The 21,591-nt window shown below is 72.4% G+C and carries 21 protein-coding genes; 8 read left to right on the forward strand and 13 right to left on the reverse strand.

From position 1 onward, the window contains the following. Window positions 1-19: 19 nt before the first annotated feature. The 9 genes from gatA to BM290_RS28555 all read right to left on the reverse strand — a co-directional run bounded on the left by gatA (window position 20) and on the right by BM290_RS28555 (window position 11,672). Window positions 20-1,483 (reverse strand): Asp-tRNA(Asn)/Glu-tRNA(Gln) amidotransferase subunit GatA, encoded by a 1,464-nt coding sequence (gene gatA, locus BM290_RS28515; RefSeq protein ID WP_093618996.1) that lies wholly within the window; start codon window positions 1,481-1,483, stop codon window positions 20-22. A 3-nt stretch (window positions 1,484-1,486) separates the two neighbouring features. After that, window positions 1,487-1,786, reverse strand: a complete 300-nt coding sequence (gene gatC, locus BM290_RS28520; protein ID WP_093618997.1) for an Asp-tRNA(Asn)/Glu-tRNA(Gln) amidotransferase subunit GatC — start codon at window positions 1,784-1,786, stop codon at window positions 1,487-1,489. A gap of 25 nt (window positions 1,787-1,811) precedes the next feature. Beyond that, window positions 1,812-3,842, reverse strand: coding sequence for a putative bifunctional diguanylate cyclase/phosphodiesterase (locus BM290_RS28525; protein ID WP_093618998.1), 2,031 nt, complete (start codon window positions 3,840-3,842; stop codon window positions 1,812-1,814). Between the two features lie 125 nt (window positions 3,843-3,967). Beyond that, entirely contained in the window at window positions 3,968-6,340 is a 2,373-nt protein-coding gene (gene ligA / locus BM290_RS28530; protein ID WP_093618999.1) for an NAD-dependent DNA ligase LigA, read from the reverse strand. Between the two features lie 69 nt (window positions 6,341-6,409). Then, window positions 6,410-7,408, reverse strand: a complete 999-nt coding sequence (locus tag BM290_RS28535) for a methionine synthase (RefSeq protein ID WP_093619000.1) — start codon at window positions 7,406-7,408, stop codon at window positions 6,410-6,412. After that, window positions 7,401-8,489, reverse strand: a complete 1,089-nt coding sequence (gene mnmA, locus BM290_RS28540; RefSeq protein WP_093619001.1) for a tRNA 2-thiouridine(34) synthase MnmA — start codon at window positions 8,487-8,489, stop codon at window positions 7,401-7,403. Before mnmA ends, BM290_RS28535 begins: the two co-directional genes overlap by 8 nt. 9 nt (window positions 8,490-8,498) lie before the next feature. Further along, window positions 8,499-9,674 carry a cysteine desulfurase family protein gene (locus BM290_RS28545; RefSeq protein ID WP_093619002.1) on the reverse strand — a complete coding sequence of 392 codons (1,176 nt, stop codon included), beginning with the start codon at window positions 9,672-9,674 and terminating at the stop codon, window positions 8,499-8,501. Between the two features lie 268 nt (window positions 9,675-9,942). Beyond that, on the reverse strand, window positions 9,943-10,875 hold the full coding sequence (locus tag BM290_RS28550) for an electron transfer flavoprotein subunit alpha/FixB family protein (RefSeq protein WP_093619003.1): 933 nt from the start codon (window positions 10,873-10,875) through the stop codon (window positions 9,943-9,945). A gap of 20 nt (window positions 10,876-10,895) precedes the next feature. Continuing rightward, on the reverse strand, window positions 10,896-11,672 hold the full coding sequence (locus BM290_RS28555; RefSeq protein ID WP_093619004.1) for an electron transfer flavoprotein subunit beta/FixA family protein: 777 nt from the start codon (window positions 11,670-11,672) through the stop codon (window positions 10,896-10,898). A 413-nt stretch (window positions 11,673-12,085) separates the two neighbouring features. On the opposite strand from BM290_RS28555, the gene BM290_RS28560 reads away from it, so the two are divergent. From BM290_RS28560 to BM290_RS28570, 3 genes are read left to right on the forward strand one after another with little or no spacing between them, the layout of a single operon-like run. Continuing rightward, window positions 12,086-12,460, forward strand: a complete 375-nt coding sequence (locus tag BM290_RS28560) for a YidH family protein (RefSeq protein WP_093619005.1) — start codon at window positions 12,086-12,088, stop codon at window positions 12,458-12,460. After that, window positions 12,460-12,813 (forward strand): DUF202 domain-containing protein, encoded by a 354-nt coding sequence (locus BM290_RS28565; RefSeq protein ID WP_093619006.1) that lies wholly within the window; start codon window positions 12,460-12,462, stop codon window positions 12,811-12,813. Before BM290_RS28560 ends, BM290_RS28565 begins: the two co-directional genes overlap by 1 nt. 38 nt (window positions 12,814-12,851) lie before the next feature. Further along, window positions 12,852-13,208 (forward strand): PLD nuclease N-terminal domain-containing protein, encoded by a 357-nt coding sequence (locus BM290_RS28570; RefSeq protein ID WP_093619007.1) that lies wholly within the window; start codon window positions 12,852-12,854, stop codon window positions 13,206-13,208. Window positions 13,209-13,216: 8 nt separating this feature from the next. Here BM290_RS28570 and BM290_RS50120 read toward each other — a convergent pair whose 3' ends face one another. Together BM290_RS50120 and BM290_RS28580 are read right to left on the reverse strand one after the other, a co-directional pair. Continuing rightward, on the reverse strand, window positions 13,217-15,475 hold the full coding sequence (locus tag BM290_RS50120; RefSeq protein WP_239143769.1) for an Hsp70 family protein: 2,259 nt from the start codon (window positions 15,473-15,475) through the stop codon (window positions 13,217-13,219). Window positions 15,476-15,517: 42 nt separating this feature from the next. After that, window positions 15,518-16,291, reverse strand: a complete 774-nt coding sequence (locus BM290_RS28580; RefSeq protein ID WP_093619008.1) for an enoyl-CoA hydratase/isomerase family protein — start codon at window positions 16,289-16,291, stop codon at window positions 15,518-15,520. An 82-nt stretch (window positions 16,292-16,373) separates the two neighbouring features. Here BM290_RS28580 and BM290_RS28585 point away from each other — a divergent pair, with 82 nt between their 5' ends. The 5 genes from BM290_RS28585 to BM290_RS28605 are packed head-to-tail and all read left to right on the forward strand — an operon-like array spanning window position 16,374 to window position 19,736. After that, entirely contained in the window at window positions 16,374-16,835 is a 462-nt protein-coding gene (locus BM290_RS28585) for a DUF6232 family protein (RefSeq protein ID WP_093619009.1), read from the forward strand. Window positions 16,836-16,854: 19 nt separating this feature from the next. Continuing rightward, window positions 16,855-17,211 carry a DoxX family protein gene (locus BM290_RS28590; RefSeq protein ID WP_239143768.1) on the forward strand — a complete coding sequence of 119 codons (357 nt, stop codon included), beginning with the start codon at window positions 16,855-16,857 and terminating at the stop codon, window positions 17,209-17,211. A 51-nt stretch (window positions 17,212-17,262) separates the two neighbouring features. Further along, on the forward strand, window positions 17,263-18,222 hold the full coding sequence (locus BM290_RS28595) for a methyl-accepting chemotaxis protein (RefSeq protein ID WP_093619011.1): 960 nt from the start codon (window positions 17,263-17,265) through the stop codon (window positions 18,220-18,222). 51 nt (window positions 18,223-18,273) lie between these two features. Further along, a complete protein-coding gene (locus BM290_RS28600) occupies window positions 18,274-18,816 on the forward strand; it encodes a PAS domain-containing protein (protein ID WP_093619012.1) in 543 nt (180 codons plus the stop codon). After that, window positions 18,813-19,736: a methyl-accepting chemotaxis protein gene (locus BM290_RS28605; RefSeq protein WP_093619013.1), complete on the forward strand. Its 924-nt coding sequence runs from the start codon at window positions 18,813-18,815 to the stop codon at window positions 19,734-19,736. The genes BM290_RS28600 and BM290_RS28605 overlap by 4 nt, the downstream gene beginning before the upstream one ends. Window positions 19,737-19,752: 16 nt before the next feature. Here BM290_RS28605 and BM290_RS28610 read toward each other — a convergent pair whose 3' ends face one another. Beyond that, window positions 19,753-20,643, reverse strand: coding sequence for a ribokinase (locus BM290_RS28610; protein WP_093619014.1), 891 nt, complete (start codon window positions 20,641-20,643; stop codon window positions 19,753-19,755). Further along, on the reverse strand, window positions 20,643-21,518 hold the full coding sequence (locus BM290_RS28615) for an ABC transporter ATP-binding protein (RefSeq protein ID WP_373871087.1): 876 nt from the start codon (window positions 21,516-21,518) through the stop codon (window positions 20,643-20,645). The genes BM290_RS28610 and BM290_RS28615 overlap by 1 nt, the downstream gene beginning before the upstream one ends. Window positions 21,519-21,591 lie beyond the last annotated feature (73 nt).

Raw genomic sequence — 21,591 nt, forward strand, 5'->3', positions numbered from 1 at the left:
GTGGCCCCCTCGCGAACCGTCAGAGCGCCGGCGGGGTGAAGGTGCCGACCGCCGACTCCAGCGCGGCGGCGACCCGGTACATCCGGTCGTCGGCCAGCGTCGGGGCCATGATCTGGAAGCCGACCGGCAGCCCCTCGGAGAGACCGCACGGGACCGAGATGGCCGGGCCGCCGTACAGGTTCGTCGGGATCGTGAACAGGTCGGCGAGATACATCTGGTACGGATCGCTGGTCCGCGACCCGAACGGGAACGCCACGAACGGCGTGGTCGGCGAGACCAGCACGTCCACCTGCTCGAACGCGGCCTGGAAGTCCCGGGTGATCAGCGTCCGGACCTTCTGCGCCTGGCCGTAGTAGGCGTCGTAGTAGCCGCTCGACAGCGCGTAGGTGCCGAGGATGATGCGCCGCTTCACCTCGGGGCCGAAGCCCTCGTCCCGGGTCAGCGACATGACCTCCTCGAGCGACCGGCTGCCGTCGTCGCCGGAGCGCAGGCCATACCGCACGCCGTCGAAGCGAGCCAGGTTCGACGAGCACTCGCTCGGGGCGATCAGGTAGTACGCGGGCAACGCGTACTGGAAGTGCGGGCAGGACACCTCGACGACCTCGGCGCCCAGCTTGACCAGCGCCTCCAGCGACTCCCGGAACGCGGCCAGCACACCGGGCTCGGAGCCGTCGCCGGCGAACTCCTTGACCAGACCCAGCTTCACGCCGGTCAGGTCACCGGTGGCGCCCCGGCGGGCGGCGGCCACCACGTCCGGCACCGGCTGCGGGATCGAGGTCGAGTCGCGCGGGTCGTGGCCGGCGATCACCGCGTGCAGCAGGGCGGTGTCCTCGACGGTCCGGCCGCAGGGGCCCGGGGTGTCCAGCGAGGAGGAGAACGCGATCAGGCCGTAGCGGGACGTGCCACCATACGTCGGCTTGGCGCCGACCGTGCCGGTGACCGCGCCCGGCTGACGGATCGAGCCGCCGGTGTCGGTGCCGATGGCCAGCGGGGCCTCATACGCGGCGAGCGCCGCCGCCGAGCCACCGCCCGAGCCACCCGGGATGCGGCCCAGGTCCCACGGGTTGTTCGTCGGGCCGTACGCGCTGTACTCCGTGGAGGAGCCCATCGCGAACTCGTCCATGTTGGTCTTGCCCAGGATCGGCATGCCGGCCGCCTTGAGCCGCTCGACGATCGTCGCGTCGTACGGCGGCGTCCAGCCCTCGAGGATCTTGGACGCCGCGGTGGTCGGGAGCCCCTTGGTGGTCACCACGTCCTTGACGGCGATCGGCACGCCGGCCAGCGGGCCGGTGATCTCGCCCCGGTCGACGGCAGCGGCCGCGGCGAGCGCGCCCTCCCGGTCGACGTGCAGGAACGCGTGCACCCGCTCGTCGACGGCGTCGATGCGGTCCAGATGGGCGGTCGCCACCTCGACGGCGGAGACCTCCCGCGAGGCGATCCTCGATGCGAGGTCGGCGGCGGAAAGCCTGGTCAGGTCACTCACCGGTCAGTCCTCCTCGTCCAGGATCCGCGGCACGCGGAAGCGGCCCTCGTAGGCGTCCGGCGCGCCGGACAGCGCCGCGTCCTGCGCCAGGCTCGGCGCGGGGACGTCCTCGCGATACACGTTGGTCAGCGGGACCGAGTGCGAGGTCGGCGGGATGTCCTCCGCGGCCACCTCACCGACCCGGGCGACCGACTGCAGGATCACGTCGAGCTGGCCGGCGAATCGGTCCAGCTCCTCCTCGGTCACGGCGAGCCGCGACAGGCGCGCCAGGTGCGCTACCTCTTCGCGGGAGATGGCGGCCATCCTGCCCCCTTGCTGATTGAGTGTCTCAGTTACTTGACGTTGGAGATGTGCCCACAGAGTCTATTTCGCCGCGAATCCCGGGTCGGACCGGGCGGTACCGGGCCAGCCATTCGCGCAGATCCGCGGCCGGCATCGGGCGCGCGTGGAACCAGCCCTGCGCCGTGTGACAGCCCGCGGCGGCCAGAAGACGCCAGGTCACCTCGTCCTCGACACCTTCCGCGACGGCACGCAGGCCGAGGGCCTCGGCCAGGCCGACCACCGATCGTACGATCGCCGCGTCCCCGGAGTCACCGGCCATGCCCAGCACGAACGAGCGGTCGATCTTGACCTCGGACAGCGGCAGCCGGCGCAGGTGCTGCAGCGACGAGTAACCGGTGCCGAAATCGTCCAGCGAGATCGCCACCCCCATCCGGGACAGCCGGGTGGTGGTCTCCAGCACCCGGTGCGGGTCGGCCATCAGCGCGCTCTCGGTGATCTCCAGCTGCAGCAGGTCGGCGGGCACGCCGTACCGGTCGAGGAGCGCGCCGACCCGGTCCGCGATGTCCCCGGCGTGCAGGTCACGGGCGCTCACGTTGACCGCCGCCCGCAGCGGGGCGCCGCCGTCCCGCCACGCCGCCAGCTGCTCCACCACCTCCTCCAGCACCCGGGCGGTGAGCAGGCGCATCACCGGCGTCGGCTCGGCCGCGCGCAGCAGCTCCTCCGGCCCGATCGTGCCGCGCCTCGGGTGCCGCCAGCGCAGCAGCGCCTCCACCCCGACCACCTCACCGGTCGCGATCGCGATCTGCGGCTGGTAATAGAGGACTATCCCGTCGTCCGGCGGCTCCCGGCGCAGCGCGGTCCGCAGGTCGGCGACCAGGCTCAGCCGGTCGGGCGTGAGCTTGGCCGCCTCCGGGCCGTGCACCGCCACCTGGTCGCCACGCTGCTTCGCCTCATACATCGCCGACTCCGCCTCGCGCAGCAGGGTGCTGCCGTCCCGGCGGCCGGACTGCAGCGCTATCCCGATCGAGGCGCTCAACTCGACCGGGGTGCCGTCCAGCGGGAACGGGCGGCTCAGCGCCTCGGTCAGGTGCTGGGCGATCCGGCGGGCCGCCGCCGGGTCCTCGACCCGGGTGGCCAGCACCGCGAACTCGTCCCCACCCAGCCGCACCACCAGATCGTGGGCCGGGACCACCCCGGTCAGCCGGTCGGCGACCCGGCTCAGCAACCGGTCGCCGGCGGCGTGGCCGAGAGCGTCGTTGACGGTGCGGAACCGGTCCAGGTCCAGCAGCAGCAGGGCGCGGCGCCGGTCGGCGGGGCGCTCGGCGATAGCGGTCTGCAGCGCTCGCCGGTTCGGCAGGCCGGTCAGCGGGTCGAACCGGGTGGCCCGCTCCGACTCGCCGGCCCAGCGGACCATCCGGTGCACGGCATGCGGGGCCAGCAGGGCCAGCGGCAGCAGGGCCGGGCTGACCAGGGTCGCCACCAGCACCACCGGGCCGAGCAGCAGCAGCGCCGCCGAGGCGAGCAGGTCGGCGTGACTGCGCCGGCGCCGGGCCGGCCCCCGGTTGTCCGAGGTGAGACCGCGGACCAGGCCGGCGACCGCGTGCCGGGCGGTGATCCAGGCGATTGCGGCCACGCAGATGACCATGGCGTCCCACAGATCGGGGCTGGAGTCGATGCGCAACCGGCCCAGGCCGGCCACTCCCGCTGCCGCGGCGAGCGCGGCCACATGCTGCAGACCCAGATGCACGGTACGCCGTAACGACTGCCGCATCCGTGCCCCGGCCACGGCCACCGCGACCAGTTGCACCGCGATCGCCGGAGCCGCGCCCCAGGCCAGCGCCACCGCGAAGGTGAAGCAGATGGACGGCAGGATCACCGCGCTGGCCCGGCGGCCGGGAACCGCATAGGGCCGGGCGTCGACCACCACGGCGAGCAGGGCCGTCGCCCAGAAGGCCGCCGGCAGCGCCGCGGGTGACCCGAGCAGCAGGGCCAGGGCCGCGACGACGGCCGAGGCCGTGGAGACGATCACCGTGCGCCGGTGCCGCCGGTCGTCCGTCCGTGGGCGAGCGGCATCCATGCGACCTCCACGATGGCCTCGATCACCAATCGCATACACCATAGATCCATATGGGGTTTTTTGCCCTAAAGCACCTATACGTAGTTAGAAGCCCCTTACCTCTTGAACGTAGGATCCGTGACGTTTCACCCTTCCGGGGTCACCTCAACGACCACACCCGCCGCATCCGGGGCCGTCTCGGCGACCGCGCGAGCCGCTTCCGGACCGTCGGCGAGCAGCACCGCGAACCCGGCCTCGTCGAGCACCGGCACCTTGAGGGCCATCGCCTTGTCGTACTTGCTGCCCGGGTTCTCCCCCACGACCACGAAACCGGTCTTCTTCGACACCGAACCGCTCACCTTGCCGCCCCGCGACGTGATCTCCTCGGCCGCCCGGTCCCGGGTGTAACCGGCCAGCGTGCCGGTGACCACCACGGTCAGACCGTCCAGCGTGCGCGGCCCGGTCTCGACCCGCTCGTCGGCCATCACGACGCCGGCCGCCCGCCATTTCCGGACGATCTCCCGGTGCCAGTCGACAGCGAACCACTCCCGCAGGCTCTGCGCGATGGTCGGCCCGACACCCTCGACCTCGGCGAGCGGGTCGACGGGCTTGGCCGCTCGCCTCTTGGCCGCCGCCTCCTCGACGACAGCGTCCATCGATGCCGCATCCGCCGGCGCGTCCCCCTCCGACGCGTCCGCCTCCGGCGCGGCCTCCTCCGGCGCGTCCCCCTCCGGCGCGTCCCCCTCCGGCGCGTCCCCCTCCGACGCGTCCCCCTCCGGCGCTGACGGCGAGCCGGACGCGGAAAGGGAGTCGTCGCCGGGAGCGGACAGCTCCGGAGAGCCGGCATCCGCGGCCGGAGCTGCGGACGTCCTCTCGATGAGCTCCTCGATCGCCGCCATCGAGCCGAACTCCAGCGCCAGCGCTCCCGCCGCGTCCGGCCCCACGTGCCGGATCGACAGCCCCCGCAGGATCCGGGCGAGCGGCCGCGACTTCGCCTCGGCCAGGCTGGCCAGCATCTTGGTCGCGTTGGCCCCGAGAGTGCCGTCCTTCTTCACGAAGAACGGCGCCCGCAGCAGATCCTCCTCGGTGAGGTCGAACAGGTCGCCCTCGTCGAAGATCACCCCGGAGTCGATCAGCGCCCGGGCCGATTTCTCCCCCAGCACGTCGATGTCGAGGACGTTGCGGTGACCGACATACGTCAGCCGCTCCCGGCGCTGCCCGAGGCAGTACCGCGAATTCGGGCAGCGGATGTCGATGTCGCCCTCCTTCGCCGGGGCCAGCGGCGTGCCGCAGTCGGGGCACTCGGTCGGCATCACGAACGCCCGCGCGTCGGCCGGCCGCAGCTCCAGCACCGGCCCGAGGATCTCCGGGATCACGTCGCCGGCCTTGCGCAGCACCACCGTGTCGCCGATCAGCACGCCTTTGCGCACCACCTCCTGCGCGTTGTGCAGGGTGGCGAACTCGACCTCCGACCCGGCCACCACCACCGGCTCCACCACCGCGTAGGGCGTGACCCGGCCGGTGCGGCCCACATTGACCTGGATGTCGACCAGCTTGGTGGTGACCTCCTCGGGCGGATACTTGTACGCGATCGCCCACCGTGGCGCGCGGCTCGTCGAGCCCAGCCGCCCCTGGATCGCCACCTCGTCGATCTTGACGACCACACCGTCGATGTCGTGCTCGACGTCGTGCCGGTGCTTGCCGTAGTGGTCGATGAACTCGCGCACCCCGGCCAGGTCATCGACCAGTCTCCACCGGGAGCTGACCGGCAGCCCCCAGGCCTTCATCGCCGCATAGGCCTCCGACTGCGACGCCGGGCTGAACCCCTCACGCGCGCCGAGACCGTGCACCACCATGCCCAGCCCCCGCGAGCCGGTGACCCGCGGATCCTTCTGCCGCAGGCTGCCCGACGCGGCGTTGCGCGGGTTCATGTACGTGGGTTTGCCCTGCTCGACGAGCATCGCGTTGAGCGCCGCGAACGCCTCGGCCGGGAAGTAGATCTCGCCGCGCACCTCGAGCAGATCGGGCAGGTCGTCGCCGGTGAGCCGCTCCGGGATGTCGCCGATGGTGCGCACGTTGGGTGTCACGTCGTCGCCGACCCGCCCGGTGCCCCGGGTGGCGGCGCGGACCAGCACACCCTTCTCATACGTCAGGTTGATCGCCAGGCCGTCGATCTTGAGCTCGCAGAGGAACCGCACCGGCCCGCCGGCGTCACGCTCGGCGCGCTCGGCCCAGGCCGCCAGCTCGTCGAGGCTGAACACATTGTCCAGCGACATCATCCGCTCGGCGTGCTCGACCTTGGGGAAGTCGCCGGAGACCGTGCCACCGACCGTCTGGGTCGGCGACTCGGGGGTGCGCAGCTCGGGGAACTCCGCCTCCAGCGCCTCCAGCTCGCGCAGCAGCAGGTCGAACTCGGCGTCCGACACCGTCGGCGCGTCGAGCTGGTAATAGCGGTGCTGGTGCTCGCGGATCTCATCGGCCAGCTCGGCATGCCGGGAAGAAGCCTCGGGTGTAGCCACTGGAACCGAACCTCCGTGTCAGGGATATCTAGGTGGCACGTTAGCCCCACCCCCTGACACTTTCCGCCCTCAGACCTCGGCGATCCGGCGGCCGGCCTCCGTGCACGCCGTGAGCAACGCGCGAACGTAGGCCGGCGGCGCGCCCGCCAGCCCGCACGCCGGGGTGATCACCACCTGCTCGGGCAGGCGGGCCGCCGGGAAGCCGAGCCGCCGCCACAGGGTGCTCACCCGCTCGGCGATCTGCTTCGACTCCGGGGGCCGCGCACCGGCCGCCGGCACGGTCGGCGCCGCGCCGGCGAACAGTCCCAGCCCGGCCTCGATCGCCTCGCCCAGCGGGTCCAGCTCCTTGAGCAGCGACAGGTCGACGGCGACCGCCGTGGCGCGGGCGTCCCGGATCACCGGCAGCGGGACCTGCGGCGCACAACAGTGCACGATCACCGGGGCGTCGACGGCCTCGACCACGGTCCGCAGCCGGGACGCCGCGTCCGGGCCGTCGACCTCCCGGTACGCACTGAGGCCGCTCTCGGTCGGCACCCGCCCGGCCAGCACGGCCGGCAGCGACGGCTCGTCCAGCTGCAGCAGAACCGTGGCGCCGGGCACCCGCTTGCGCACGTCGGCGACGTGCCGGCGGAGCCCCTCGGCGAGCGAGTCGGTCAGGTCCCGGACCGCGCCCGGGTCACGCAGCATCCGGCCGCCGATCGGCAGGTCGAGGCTCGCCGCGAGGGTCCACGGCCCGGCCGACTGGATCTTGAGTGGCCCGGAGTACCCGTCGGCCTGCTCGGTGAGCTGGTCCAGGTCGCGTTCGAGCAGGTCCGCCGTACGCCGAAGGTCCTTGCCGGGTTTGGAGCTGATCTGCCACCGACCGGCGTAGAGCTGCACCGGAAGCTCCACCAGGAACCCGGCCGCACGCCCGATCATGTCCGCGCCGGGACCGCGCGCGGGCAGCTCGGGCAGATGGGGCAGACCGGGCAGCTCACCCAGGACGATCCGCTGCGCCTCGGCGATGTCGGTGCCGGGCAGCGACCCGATGCCGGTGGCGACGCCCGGCCCCCACGGGAAGTCAGGCATGCGTCGACGCCCGGGAACCGGCCGTGATCGTCGCCGAGCCGAGCACGATGTCGCCGGCCGGGTCGGGCCGGTAGGCCACGATCGCCTGGCCGGCGGCAACGCCCCGAGCGGGCGATTTCAGCGTCGCCACCAGAGACTCGGACGTGACCGCGACGGAGGCCCCGACGACTTCGCCGTGGGCACGGAGCTGCACCTCACAGTCCGAGATGTCCGATGAGGCGTGCCAGATCGGGCGATCCGCCGTGACCACGTCGACCGCGAGGTCCTCACGCGGCCCGACGGTCACCGTGTTGGAGACGGGAGTGATCGACAGCACATAGCGAGGGCGGCCGTCGGCGGCGGGAACCCGCAGGTCCAGGCCCTTGCGCTGGCCGACGGTGAAGCCATACGCCCCGTTGTGGGTGCCCAGCTTCTCCCCCGTGCGCCCGTCGACGATGTCACCCGGCGCCGACCCGAGCCGGCTCTCCAGGAACCCGCGGGTGTCGCCGTCGGAGATGAAGCAGATGTCGTGCGAGTCGGGCTTGTCGGCGACGGCCAGGCCACGCGCCGCCGCCTCGGCGCGGACCTGCTCCTTCGTCGAGTCGCCGAGCGGGAAGACCGCCCGGTCGAGCTGCGCACGGGTCAGCACGGCCAGCACGTAGGACTGATCCTTCGGCAGGTCGACACTGCGGCGCAGCAGGCCGTCGGCGCCCAGGCGGGCGTGGTGGCCGGTGACCACCGCGTCGAAGCCGAGCGCCACCGCCCGGTCCAGCACCGCGGCGAACTTGATCTTCTCGTTGCAGCGCAGGCACGGATTCGGCGTACGGCCCGCCGCATACTCGCTCACGAAGTCGTCGACCACGCTCTCGTGGAACTCCTCCGCCATGTCCCACACGTAGAACGGGATGCCGATCACGTCGGCGGCACGGCGCGCGTCGCGGGAGTCCTCCAGCGTGCAGCAGCCGCGCGCACCGGTCCGGAAGGTCTGTGGATTACGCGCCAGCGCCAGGTGCACCCCGGTGACGTCATGGCCGGCATCCCGGGCGCGGGCGGCCGCGACCGCGGAGTCGACACCACCCGACATGGCCGCAAGAACTCGCATGACGCAAGCCTATCCGGGCGTCTTCCAGGCCCCCGCCCGCCGGGCCCGCTCCACGGCGCCGGGCAGGGCCGCCAGGAGCGCGTCCACATCCGCCTTGGTGCTGTCGTGGCCGAGGCTGAAACGCAGCGACGACCGGGCCCGCCCGTCGTCGGCGCCCATCGCGAGCAGCACGTGGCTGGGCTGCGCCACCCCCGCCGAGCAGGCCGAACCGGTCGAGCAGTAGATCCCCTGCGCGTCCAGGAGCAGCAGCAACGCGTCGCCCTCGCAACCCGGGAAGGAGAAGTGCGCGTTGCCCGGCAGCCGGTCGGCGGGATCGCCGTTGAGAATCGCGTCCGGAATCGCGGACCGCACCCGGCCGACCAGATCGTCACGCAGCGCGGCGACCGTCACGGCGTGCTCGGCCCGCTCGGCGACCGCGGCCTCGACCGCCGTGGCGAACGCCACCACGCCCGGGGTGTCCAGCGTCCCGGACCGCACGTCCCGCTCCTGGCCGCCGCCGTGCAGCAGCGGCGTGCACGGCACGTCCCGCCCGAGCAGCAGCGCGCCCACGCCGACCGGCCCGCCCACCTTGTGCCCGGTGAGGGTCAGGGCGGCGGCCCCGCTGCCGGCGAAGTCGACCGGAACCTGCCCGACCGCCTGCACCGCGTCGGTGTGAAACGGCACACCCGCGCGCGCCGCGATCGCCGCCAGCTCGGCCACCGGCTGCACCGTGCCGACCTCGTTGTTGGCCCACTGCACGCTCACCACGGCGATCTCGTCACCGTGCGCGGCCACCAGCGCGGCGAACGCCGCCGGATCGACCCGCCCGGCCCCGTCCACCGGCTGCAGGACGATCTCCGCGCCCTCGTGCCGCCCGAGCCACTCGACCGCATCCAGAACGGCGTGGTGCTCCACCGCCGACGCGACCACACGCCGCTTTCGCGGATCGGCATCGCGGCGCGCCCAGAAGATCCCCTTGGCAGCAAGATTGTCCGCTTCGGTGCCTCCCCCGGTGAACACCACCTCGGACGGCCGCGCACCCAGCGCCGCGGCGATCCGCTCCCGCGACTCCTCCACCAGCCGCCGGGCGCCCCGCCCCGCCGCATGCAGCGACGACGGATTTCCAAGCTCACGGGCCGCCGCGACATAGGCGTCGAGCGCGGCGGGAAGCATCGGCGTGGTAGCCGCATGATCGAGGTAGGCCATCGCCCTCAAGCTTAGGCCGTCCTCCGGTCACCGCCCGCGCGCGTCCTCCCCCAGAAGATCAACACCACACCCCTCCGCCGGTACGGCCACCCCGCCCCCGACCGCAACCCACAGGTCTCGCCGATCCCCCGCGAGGTGGCTGCCCGCTCCCGGCCGACCCACGCCCGCCGGGCCGAATGCGGTGGCCACGCGATGGGCGGCGGGTGGCGTACCCCACAAAACGGAACGGCCCGGCGGAGAACCGCCGGGCCGTGACCACATGCTGGTGTTACTTGCGCTTGCGGATCTCGTCGGCCGCCTGCGGGACCACCTTGAACAGGTCGCCGACCACGCCGAAGTCGGCGAGTTCGAAGATCGGGGCCTCGGCGTCCTTGTTGACCGCGACGATCGTCTTGGACGTCTGCATGCCGGCCCGGTGCTGGATCGCGCCGGAGATGCCGAGCGCCACGTAGAGCTGCGGCGACACCGTCTTGCCGGTCTGGCCGACCTGGAACTGGTGCGGGTAGTAGCCCGAGTCGACCGCCGCGCGGGACGCGCCGACCGCGCCGCCGAGCAGGTCGGCCAGCTCCTCGACCAGCTTGAAGTTGTCGGCGTTGCCGACGCCGCGGCCGCCGGAGACCACGATGCCGGCCTCGGTGAGCTCGGGGCGCGAGCCCTTCTGCTCGGCGACCCGCTCGACGACCCTGGTCAGCTTGTCGGTCTCGGAGGCGGCGACGGTGACCTGCTCGACGGCGGGTGACGCGGCGGCGGGCTCCGGGGTGACCGAGTTCGGGCGGACGGTGACGATCGGCAGGCCCTTGGTCACCTTGGACTTGACGAGCGCCGAACCGGCGAACACGGCCTGGGTGGCGGTGCCGTCGGCGGCGACCTCGACCGCGTCGGTGAGCAGGCCGTTGTCCAGCTTGATCGCCAGGCGGGCGGCGATCTCCTTGCCCTCCTGAGTGGAGGCGAGCAACACGGCGGCCGGCTGCACCTGCTGCACGAGCGAGGCGATCACGGTGGCCTTGGGGGCGACCAGGTAACCCTCGACGTCCTCACCGGACGCCGCGTAGATCTTCTCCGCGCCGTACTCACCGAGCTTGGCGGTGTCGGCCTCGCCGAACACCACGGCCGAGACTGACCCGAGTCCACGGGCGATCGTCAGCAGCTCGAGGGTGACCTTCTTGACGCCGTTCTCGACGACGACCAGTACTTCAGCCATTTTTCGCTATCCCCTCGGACTCAGACGAACTTCTCGGAGGCGAGGTACGAGACGAGCTGCTCGCCACCGTTGCCCTCGTCGACGACCTTGGCGCCACCGGTGCGGGCCGGGCGCTTGTTGAACTCCAGCACCTGGCTGGTGGCGCCGGCGAAGCCGACCTCGTCACCGGAGATGCCCAGGTCGCCCAGGGTGAGCGCCTGCACCGGCTTCTTCTTGGCGGCCATGATGCCCTTGAAGGACGGGTACCGCGGCTCGTTGATGGTGTCCCACACGCTGACGATCGCGGGCGTGGCGGCCGTGACGACCTCGTAGCCCTCGTCGGTCTGCCGCTCGACGGTCAGCTGCGAGCCGTCCACGGTGAGCTTGCGGGCGCCGGTGAGCGCGGCCACACCGAGCAGCTCGGCCAGCATGTGCGGGACGACCTGGACGCGGCCGTCGGTGGACTCGGCGCCGCTGAGGATCAGGTCGGGGCTCAGGGTGCGCAGCGCGGCGGCGAGCACCTTGGAGGTGGCGACCGCACAGGAGCCGTGCAGGGCGTCGTCCTGGACGTGGACGGCCTTGTCGGGTCCCATGGAGAGGGCCTTGCGGATGGAGTCGGTCGCGCCGGCCGGGCCGACGGTGAGGACGGTCACCTCGCCGCCGTGCGCCTCTTTGATCTTCAACGCCTCCTCGATGGCGTACTCGTCCATCTCGTTGATGACGTTGCTCGACGAGGCCCGGTCCACCGAGAAATCAGCGCTAAGGGTGCGCTCGGCACCGGAGTCGGGCACCTGCTTCACCAGTACGACGATGTTCATCGCGCTCCTACGACCCTCCTGTATTGAACGCACCGTTGCGGTCGACCCTGTCCTTCAGCGCCGGAACGATGCCGGGGCGGCGGACATGTCAGCCAGGTTACCCGCCAGTAGCTTCACTGTTGCCGGCCACCCAGAGTGACACACCTCACCCGCATGGCGATCTCGATCGCTACAGTGGGCGATGAGGAGGTGTCAGACATGTCCGGGCAAAACGTCTCACTTGTGGAGGGCATGAACCCATCCACGACCCATACTCCCTCACGCCCCGATCAACCGAAGCCGCAGTCCCATGGTCGAGCGGGCCCCGACTCACCATGGTGCCTGTGCGGACGGCCCCGGGAAGCCTGCGTGAGTGACGAAGTCCGCAATCTCTGGCACCACCTTCTTGACCCGATAGGTCAATAATCGGCAGCGTGTTCGGTGGGCTGAGGCAATGGTTCGACACGTCAGAGACCGGCAAGACCCCCGACTATCGCTTCTCGCTCGCCAATGAGCGCACCTTCCTCGCCTGGATCCGCACCGGCCTGGCCCTGCTCGCCGGCGGGCTGGCCTGCGCACAGTTCCTGCCCCCGCTGCCGGTGGCCCACCTCCGCGAGATCATCGCCGTCCTGCTGCTGGTGCTCGGCGCGCTGGTCGCGTTACGGGCCGTCGACCACTGGGCGCGCACCGAGCGCGCGATGCGGCTGGGCACGGATCTGCCGCGGTCCCGGTTCCCGGCGGTGCTGGCGATGGCGGTGGCGGCCGGCGCCGTGGTGATCATCGTCGCGGTCCTGATCCAGGTGTTCTGATGAGCGGCCCCTGCGCCGAGCACGTCCGGGACCCGGGGGCGTGTGCGGGCGTCCGCCGTGACCCGGGCGCCTCCGCCGAGCGGACCCGGCTCGCGTGGCGACGTACCGGTCTGTCCGCGGCGGCGGTGGCGTTGCTCACCGTGCGGCCCGCGTTCGCGCCCGGCGCCGGACCGGCCGAGTGGCTCCTCGCCGCCGCCGCGATGGCCGTCTGGGCCGCGGTCGTCGGCATCGCGCTGTACCGGGGACGCGATCTGCGGACGCGATTCCCGAGCCCGGCGCCACGGCCTGTCCGTGCCTACGCCGTCCTGGTGGCGGCTCTGGCGGTGCTCGGCTGTGGGGTTGTCATGCTCTGATCGTCGCCGTCCCGGCGCGGGAGAGGCATCATTGCGGCATGGTCCGGTTGTTCATCCTCCTGGCCGGGGCGGCGCTCGTGCTGCTCGTCCTGGCTCTGATCAGCGTCCTGTCGGCCGAGCGGGTGCGTAACGCGCCGCGCGCCGTCTGGATCCTGGTGGTCCTGCTGGTCCCGATCGCCGGCCCGATCATCTACCTCTTCGCGGGCCGGCCGATCGATCGCGGCGCCCGTCCCTCCCGGCGGCCCGCCTCCCCCGACGACGATCCCGACTTCCTGCGATCCATGGGCGGCGACGAGCAGTCACGCCGCGACCGGGAGCTGCTGGCCCAGTGGGAGCGGGAGATCCATCAGGAGCGGGAGATCCATCAGGACGACGAGCAGCAGGACCGCCCCTGACCCCCACCTCAGCGCAGGCCGAGCAGCTCCGCGATCTGCTTGAAGACGTCGACAGCGTCCTGCTCGATCGTGGCGTCGTTGCCCCAACCGAAGGCGAGGACCAGCGCCGCGATCGGCACGGTGATCATCACTACGAGGCTGAGCAGGATCTGGAGCGCGCGGCGGATCCGGCCGCGCCGGCGTGGGCGGCGGACCAGGGCCGGCTCCGGCGTGGGCTGCGGCACGGCGGCCGTCGCGCGCGGCGGCGGGGACACCGGGCGGGCCGAGCCCACCGCCGGTGAGACCGGACGGGAGTGGATCACCACGGGTTGCTGGGCACGCTGCGGGCGGGCCGGTGGTCCGGGTTTGCGCTGCGGGGGTACGGGTGTCCGGCTCTCGTACTCCGGCGGGCTGGTGGCGACGGTCGCGTCCGGGTCCGGGCGCCACGTCACGGAGGCGGCGTGCGGCCACGGGTCGACCGGCGGCCGCAGATGCGGCGGGGTGTCCGGGGCGGACGGACGTGCCGGCCGGCTGGGGCCACGGCCCGGTCCGGCGCCCGTGGGCCCGTCCGGACGCGGTTGCCGTTGCGGCAGCGCCCCGGCGTCGGCGGCGCGGGCCGGCCCGGGCTGCGCCGGAATCACGGCTGCCGACGGCGTCTTGACCGTCTCGGCGGACGGCTCGATCCCGGCGTCCGCCTCGGCGCCGGCGAGGGCCACCTCGACCGGCACGTGCCCGGCCGGCGCCTGCTCGGACGCCACGGCCGGCACCGGCGTGGTCGCGGGCCGCAGCACCGGCTTGTCCACCAGCACGGTCGGCCGGTCCGCCTCGATCTGAGCCTTCGACGCGACAACGGTGGGCCGGTCGTCGAGCGGCTTCGCGGCGACCACCGTGGGCCGGTCGTCCAGCGGCTTCGCGACGACCGTGGGCCGGCCGTCCAGCAGCGACCTGGGCGCGACGACCGTCGGCCGATCGTCCTGCAGCGATTTCGCGGCCACCACGGTCGGCCGATCATCCAGCAGCGATTTCGCGGCGACCACCGTCGGCCGATCGTCCAGCAGCGACTTCGCGGCCACCGTCGGGCGGTCGTCCAGCGGCGGCGCGGGGCGATCGGCCGGCCCGGCGGCGTCACCGGCCGGTTCCTCCGCCTTGACCGGCAGGTATTTCGACGGCAGCCGCAGCTCTTCGGTCGGGCCGGGCGCGGCCGGCTCGGTGGTGAGCAGGGCGGCTCCGGCCAGGATGCTGCCCTCGGCGACGACCAGCTCGGGCTGCTCGATGGCGACCGGAGGGTCGCCGAGCGCGCGGTGCAGCAGCGTCGCCACGAGCGGGATCCGGCTGGCGCCGCCGACCAGGAACACCCCGGCGAGGCGACCCTCCGGAAGATCCGCCCAGCGCAGGAGATTTTGCGTGATCTGAACTGTCTGCTCCAGCACCGGCCGGGCGACCGTCTCCAGCTCCTCGCGGGTCAGATGCGCCTCGACGTCGAGCAGCGGGACCACGAAGTCGGCGGACTGGGCGCGGGAGAGGCGTTCCTTGGCGATCCGCACGTCGTCCCAGAGCTGGCGGCGGGCGCGGCGCTCCTCGACGGTGGCCGGCTCCATCAGGCGGCCCCACTCATCGGTGCGCAGGTGCTCGACGACCGCGGCGTCCACGTCCAGGCCACCGATGTCGTCCCGGCCGTCGACGGCGAGGACCTCGAACCCCGACGACGTCCGCGCGACGACGCTGGCGTCGAACGTGCCGGCCCCGAAGTCGTGCACCATCACGACCGACCCGATCGGCACGTCACGGCCGAGGACCTCGGCGAAGTAGGTGGCCGCGGCGACCGGCTCGGCGACCAGGCGGGCGCCCTCCAGACCGGCCCGGGCAGCGGCGTCGGCCAGCAGCGTACGGCGAGTGGCGCCCCAGGTGGCCGGGCAGGTGAGGGTGACCTCCGGACGATACGGCCCGACCGCCCGGTGCCACTCCTCGGCGACCCGGGCCAGGACGGCCGCGATCAGGTCGACCGTCTCGAACTCGCGCTCACCGAGCAGCACCAGGCCGTCGTCGACCCGCCGTTTCGGGTTGGGCTCGAACCGGGCCGGGTCGAGGCGCGCGCTGTGCACGGCATCCCGCCCGACCAGCAGGTTGCCGCCGGAGTCGGCGAAGACGGCGGACGGCAGCAGCGGGGAACCGTCGACCAGGATCGGGCGGGCGCGACCGTCCGGCCATCGCGCCACGGCGACGGTGTTCGAGGTGCCGAAGTCGACGCCGAGGGCGTACCGCTTCGGACCACCCTGGTCGATGGACATGTCCGCAGTCTAGGCAATGACTGCCCGCATCCGGGCGATCCACTACCTGCCGGTGAACTCGGGGGCCCGCTTCTCGACGAACGCGGTAGTGCCTTCGAGCCGATCGTCGGTGGCGAACAGGCCCGCGAACAGGTGCGACTCCAGCGCCAGGCCGGACGCGAGGTCACCGTTCAGCCCGCCGTCGACGGCCTGTTTCGCGGCGCGCAACGCCAGGGCCGGGCCTGTCGTGTACTGCCGGACCAGGTCGACCGCCGCCGCATACACCTCGGCGGCCGGAACCACCCGGTCGGCCAGGCCGATCCGCAGCGCCTCCGCGCTGTCCACCATCCGGCCGGAGAAGATCAGATCCTTCGCCTTGGCCGGGCCGATCAGCCGGGCCAGCCGCTGGGTGCCGCCCGCGCCCGGGATGAGGCCGAGCTTGATCTCCGGCTGGCCGAGTTTCGCGTCCTCGGCGATCACCCGCCAGTCACAGGCCAGGGCCAGCTCGCAGCCGCCGCCCAGGGCGTAGCCGGTGATCGCGGCGACGACCGGTTTCGGGATCCGGGCGACCGTGTCGAAGGCCCCGGAGAGCGCGTGCACCCGGGCCACCATCTCCTGGTACGTCACGCTGGTGAACTCGGTGATGTCGGCGCCGGCCGCGAAGTGCTTCCCGGCGCCGTGCACGACCACGGCCCGCACTGACGCGTCCGCCGCGGCGGCGTGCGCGGCGGCCCGCAACTCCTCCTGGACCTGGGTGTTCAGCGCGTTCACCGGTGGCCGTTCGAGCCGGATCGTGCCGATGCCGTCCGTCACTTCGAGCCGCACGAACTCGCCCACCCGGACCTCCCTGTCATCGAGTCGTTTCGCCGCCAGCCTACGACGGGTAGGGATTAGATTGGGGTCCCTGGGGAGGAAGAAGATGACCACGTACTACCGGGATCCGGAAGTGCTGATCACGTCATCCGGCGTCTGGATGAACGGCCGCGAGTTCCGGCTGCCCGAGCTGATCCAGGTCTGGTATACGAAGGGCGCCCGCTCCTGGGGCGTCATCGCCTGGCGGGGCGCGCTCGGCCTGGCCGTGCTCCTGCCGCTGCTGGTGGGCGCGCTCGCCGTGCTGGTGGCGCTGCTGCTGGACATGTCACTCGGGACCACGGTGGCCATGGTCGTCGGCGGCATCCTGGTCGGCCTGGCCGTGGTGCCGGTCGCCGATCTGATGCTGGAGCGCGTCGACCGGTCGTACGACCGGGGCAGCCGGACCCTGGAGATCTGGGGCCGGGTCCGCGGCGGCGACGTCCTGCTGATGCGGACGAACAACGCCCAGCGGTTCGGTCGCATCTACCGGGCCCTGCAGCGTGCCCTGGAGCCGGCGGTGCGCCGATGAGCGAGTTCGCGAGCGCATCGTGGTGAGGCGGGATGCCGCCGGGCTGGCGGCGATGCTCGGCGGCATGGGGGTGCTGCACTTCGTGGCGCCGAAACCGTTCGACGGCATCGTGCCGCGTTCCCTGCCCGGGTCCCCTCGCACCTGGACGTATCTGAGCGGCGTCGCCGAGCTGGCGGTGGCCGCCGCCGTCGCGCACCCGCGCACCCGCCGGGCCGGTGGGCTGGCCGCGGCAGCGCTGTTCGTGGCGGTCTTCCCGGCGAACGTGCGGATGGCGGCGGACTGGCGGCACGCCTCACCGGCGAAACGGGCCATCGCCTACGGGCGGCTGCCGCTGCAGGCGCCGCTGATCGCCTGGGCACTTCGGGTGGCCCGCTGATTCGGGCGTTTCCAGGCGCAAAGTGTCCTGGTTAGCGACGATCAGGACATCATGAGAGGCATCGGGGTACGGCCGCACCGCGCACGCCGCGCGACAGGTGATTCGCAGACGGACGAGCCGCTCGCCCGGGATCAGGCGGTACGGCTGGTCATCGAGGTGTGTGAGCGCGCCGCGACCGGCGACATGGAGGCCCGGGTCCCGGTGCTCGGCGGCTCCGAGCAGGCGGTCCGGTTCCGTTCGGCGGTCAACGGCCTGCTGGATCACGTGGACGCGTTCGTCCGGGAGGCCGGCGCCGCGTCGGCGGCCGCTGCCGAGGGCCGGTTCCACCGGCGGTTCCTGACTCAGGGGCTGGCCGGGACGTTCCGGGCGGCGGCCGAGCAGATCACCCACTCCAACCAGGTGATGAGCCGGACGGCGGCCCAGTTCGCGGAGGCGGCCCGGCAGCGGCAGGCGCTCGCCGACGATCTGGAGTCGGCGGTGCTGACCGTCTCCGAACAGGTCGCGACGGCCGCGACCGAGATGGGCCGGTCGGCGAACGGGCTGGCCGACTTCGCCCGCGTCGCGGTCACCGACGCCGAACGCGGCCTGGGCACGGTGTCGTCGCTGCGGTCCTCCTCGGACGAGATCCGGCACGCCGTGGACCTGATCAATCAGGTGGCTGCACAGACCCGGCTGCTGGCCCTGAACGCGACGATCGAGGCGGCCCGGGCGGGCTCGGCCGGGCGCGGGTTCGGTGTGGTCGCCAACGAGGTGAAGAACCTCGCCAACGAGACCAGCGCCTCCAGCGAGCAGATCATGAACCAGGTCAACACGGTGCAGCAGTCGGCGGCCGACGCGATCGGCGTGCTGGAGGCGGTGACCAACCGGATCCGCGAGATGAGCGGCCTGGTCGAGGGCATCGCGCTGGCCGTCGACGGCGGGCGGCACACCGACAACGCCGGGCTGTCGCAGCTGGCCGAGGTGCTGCGGGCCGAGGTCTCCCGGTTCGTCACGACCATTCGCGAGTCCTGATGTCCTGATAAGGCCAACTTTTCGGCGTTAAACCTGCAAAATCAGATCACCATGAAAAACACTCGGGTACGGCCCACCGGTCGCGAACGCACTTTCAGCGAGGATGAGCTGATCGTCACGAAGACCGACCCGCGGGGATCCATCACCTACGCCAACGACGTCTTCCTGCGCATGTCCGCCCTCCACGAGGAGGACGCGCTCGGACAGCCACACAATCTGATCCGGCACCCGGACATGCCACGTGCCGTGTTCAAACTCCTCTGGGACACCCTCAAGGACCGGCGGGAGATGTTCGCCTACGTGGTGAACCTCGCCGCCGACGGTGCCCACTACTGGGTGTTCGCGCATGTCACACCCTCCTATGACGACACCGGCCGGGTCGTCGGCTACCACTCCAACCGCCGGGTCCCGTCCCGGAGCGCGGTCACCGCCGCCGACGACCTGTACCGGGTGCTGCGCGCCGCCGAGAGCCGCCACGACCGCCCGCAGGACGCGGTCGCCGCCGGCCACGCCGCGCTCCAGCAGATCCTCGCCGAACGCAACCGCACCTACGACGAGCTGGTCTGGGACCTGTCCGCGGGAGGAGCCCGATGACTCACCACCCGGCCCTTTCGGCGCCCGCGGGGAACGGTGACGACGAGGCGATGTACGCGATAGCCGACGTCTGCCGCCGCGCCGCCGGCGGGGACTTCGAGGCGCGTGTGCCCCGGCTCGGCGACTCGGACGCCTTCGTCGAGGCCCGCTCGGCCATCAACGAGCTGCTGGATCGTACCGACGCGTTCGTGCGGGAGGCCGGGGCGGCGTCCGCGGCCGGGGCGGCCGGCAACTTCTACCGGCGGTTCCTCTCCGGGGGGATGGGCGGGGCGTACCGCCGGGCCGCCGAGGAGATCGGCCGGTCCGGCGACGCGATGAGCCGCAACGCCGACGAGATCGCCGCGGCCGCCGAGTCCCGGCTGACGTTCGCCGACGAGTTGGAGTCCGCGGTGCTGGCCCTCTCCGAACGCATCGCCACCTCGGCCGGTGAGATGGGCCGCTCCGCGAACGGCCTGGCCGGCTTCGCCCGGGCCGCGGTCACCGACGCCGAACGCGGGCTCGGCACCGTCAACGACCTGCGCCGCTCCTCCGGCCAGATCCGCAAGGCCGTCGACCTGATCAACCGGGTCGCGATGCAGACGCAGCTGCTCTCGCTCAACGCCTCCATCGAGGCCGCCCGGGCCGGGGCCGCCGGACGCGGGTTCAGCGTGGTCGCCAACGAGGTCAAGACCCTCGCCAACGAGACCGGCGAATCCAGCGGCGAGATCATCGACCAGGTCGACGCGGTGCAGGCGGCCTCCGAGGACGCGGTACGGGTGCTGCGCGCCGTCACCGACCGGATCCGCGAGATGAGCACCCTGATCGACGGCATCGCCGCGGCCGTCGACGGGGACACCGCGCACGAGACGACCGGCCTGTCCGAACTGGCCACCGTCCTGCGTACCGAGGTCGAACGCTTCCTCACCGCCGCCCGGGCCTGACCCGGGCACGACGCCGTCAGGCCCCGGCGTACAGCGCTTCGATGTCGGACCTGGTGGGCAGGGCGTTGCTGGCGCCCACCCGGCGGACACACGCGGCCCCGGCGGCGTTCGCCCAGCGGACCGCGTCGATCAGGTCGCGGCCCTCACCCCAGGCCACGGCCAGCGCGCCGGTGAAGGCGTCACCGGCCGCCGTGGTGTCGGCGACCTCCACCCGGAAAGCAGGGACGTGCACGTCGGCGCCGTCCCGGTCGGCATACCGGGAGCCGTTGCCGCTGAGCGTCAGCACCACCCGGGGCACCAGGGCCAGCAGCGCCGCCACATCCGGATCGTCGCCGCCGGTGATGGCCCGTGCCTCGGTCTCGTTGACGACCAGCAGGTCCACCTCGTCGAGCAGACCGGACGGCAGCACCCGGGCGGGCGCCGCGTTCAAAATGGTGCGGGTGCCGGCGGCCCGGCCGGCCCGCAGCGCGGCGTGCACCGTGGCCATCGGGATCTCCTGCTGGCACAGCAGCACGTCGGCGGCGCCGATCGCGGACGTCTCCTCGCCGGTGAGGCCGACGAAGGTGCGGTTGGCCCCCGGGCTGACCAGGATGGAGTTCTCCCCCGCGCGGTCCACCATGATGACGGCCACCCCGGACGAGCCGTAGCTGGTCCGTACCAGATCGACGCCCACACCGGCCGACGCCAACCGCGCGTTGAGGGTGACGCCGAAGGAATCGGAGCCGATGGCTCCCAGGAAGACCGTCTCGCCGCCGGCGAGCGCCGCGGCGATCGCCTGGTTGGAGCCCTTGCCGCCCGGGGTCATCACGAAGTCGTCGCCGAGCACCGTCTCACCCGGCCGGGGGAGGGCCGGCGCCAGCCCGACCAGGTCCATGTTCGCGCTGCCCGCGACGACGACCCGGGTCATCAGCCGGCCCGTGCGGTGTACCGATCGCCGAACCGGTCGACGATCAGCGGCAGCCCGAAGGTCTTCGTCAGGTTCTCCGCGGTCATCACCTCGCCGAGCAGGCCCGCCGCGACGACAGTGCCCTCCCTGAGCAGCAGACCGTGGGTGAAGCCCGGCGGGATCTCCTCCACGTGGTGGGTGACGAGCACCATGGCCGGGGCGTCCGGATCGAGGGCCAGCTCGGTGAGGTGGCCGATCAGCGTCTCCCGGCCGCCCAGGTCCAGGCCCGCGGTCGGCTCGTCGAGCAGCATCAGCTCGGGATCGGTCATCAGCGCGCGGGCGATCTGGGTGCGCTTGCGCTCCCCCTCGGACAGCGTGCCGAACTCACGCTCGGCGAACGCCCCGATGCCGAGCTGATCGAGCAGCTCCCTGGCCCGCGCCTCGTCCTGCGGGTCGTAGCTCTCCCGCCAGCGGCCGACCACCGACCACGCGGCCGTCACCACCACGTCGAGCACCCGCTCGGACGGCGGCACCTGATCGGCGAACCGGCCGGTGGTGATGCCCACCCGGGTCCGCAGCTCGGTCACATCGGTCCGGCCCAGCTTCTCACCCAGGACGTACGCGTTACCGCGTGTCGGATGCAGCCGGGCGGACGCCAGGTTGAGCAGGGTCGTCTTGCCCGCGCCGTTCGGGCCGAGCACCACCCACCGCTCGTCCAGCTCGACCTGCCAGGACAGGTCACGGATCAGGTAGTTGCCCCCACGCACCACGTTCACGCGGTCGAAGGCGATGACGGTGTCCTCGTCGGGCGGAATGGATACGGCAGCCTCGCGCACGCGTCCATCCAACCATGTCCGCCCCCGCCGGCCGGACGGCGTGCCGGTGACCCGCCCCACGGGTGCAAATCCCCAGCCGGCAGCCACCGCCGGATCAGCGTCACCGATCCGGCGCCACCCGCCGGCCGGGCGG

Origin of the sequence: Actinoplanes philippinensis (assembly GCF_900113015.1) — a bacterium.
GTDB classification, from domain to species: Bacteria; Actinomycetota; Actinomycetes; order Mycobacteriales; family Micromonosporaceae; genus Actinoplanes; species Actinoplanes philippinensis.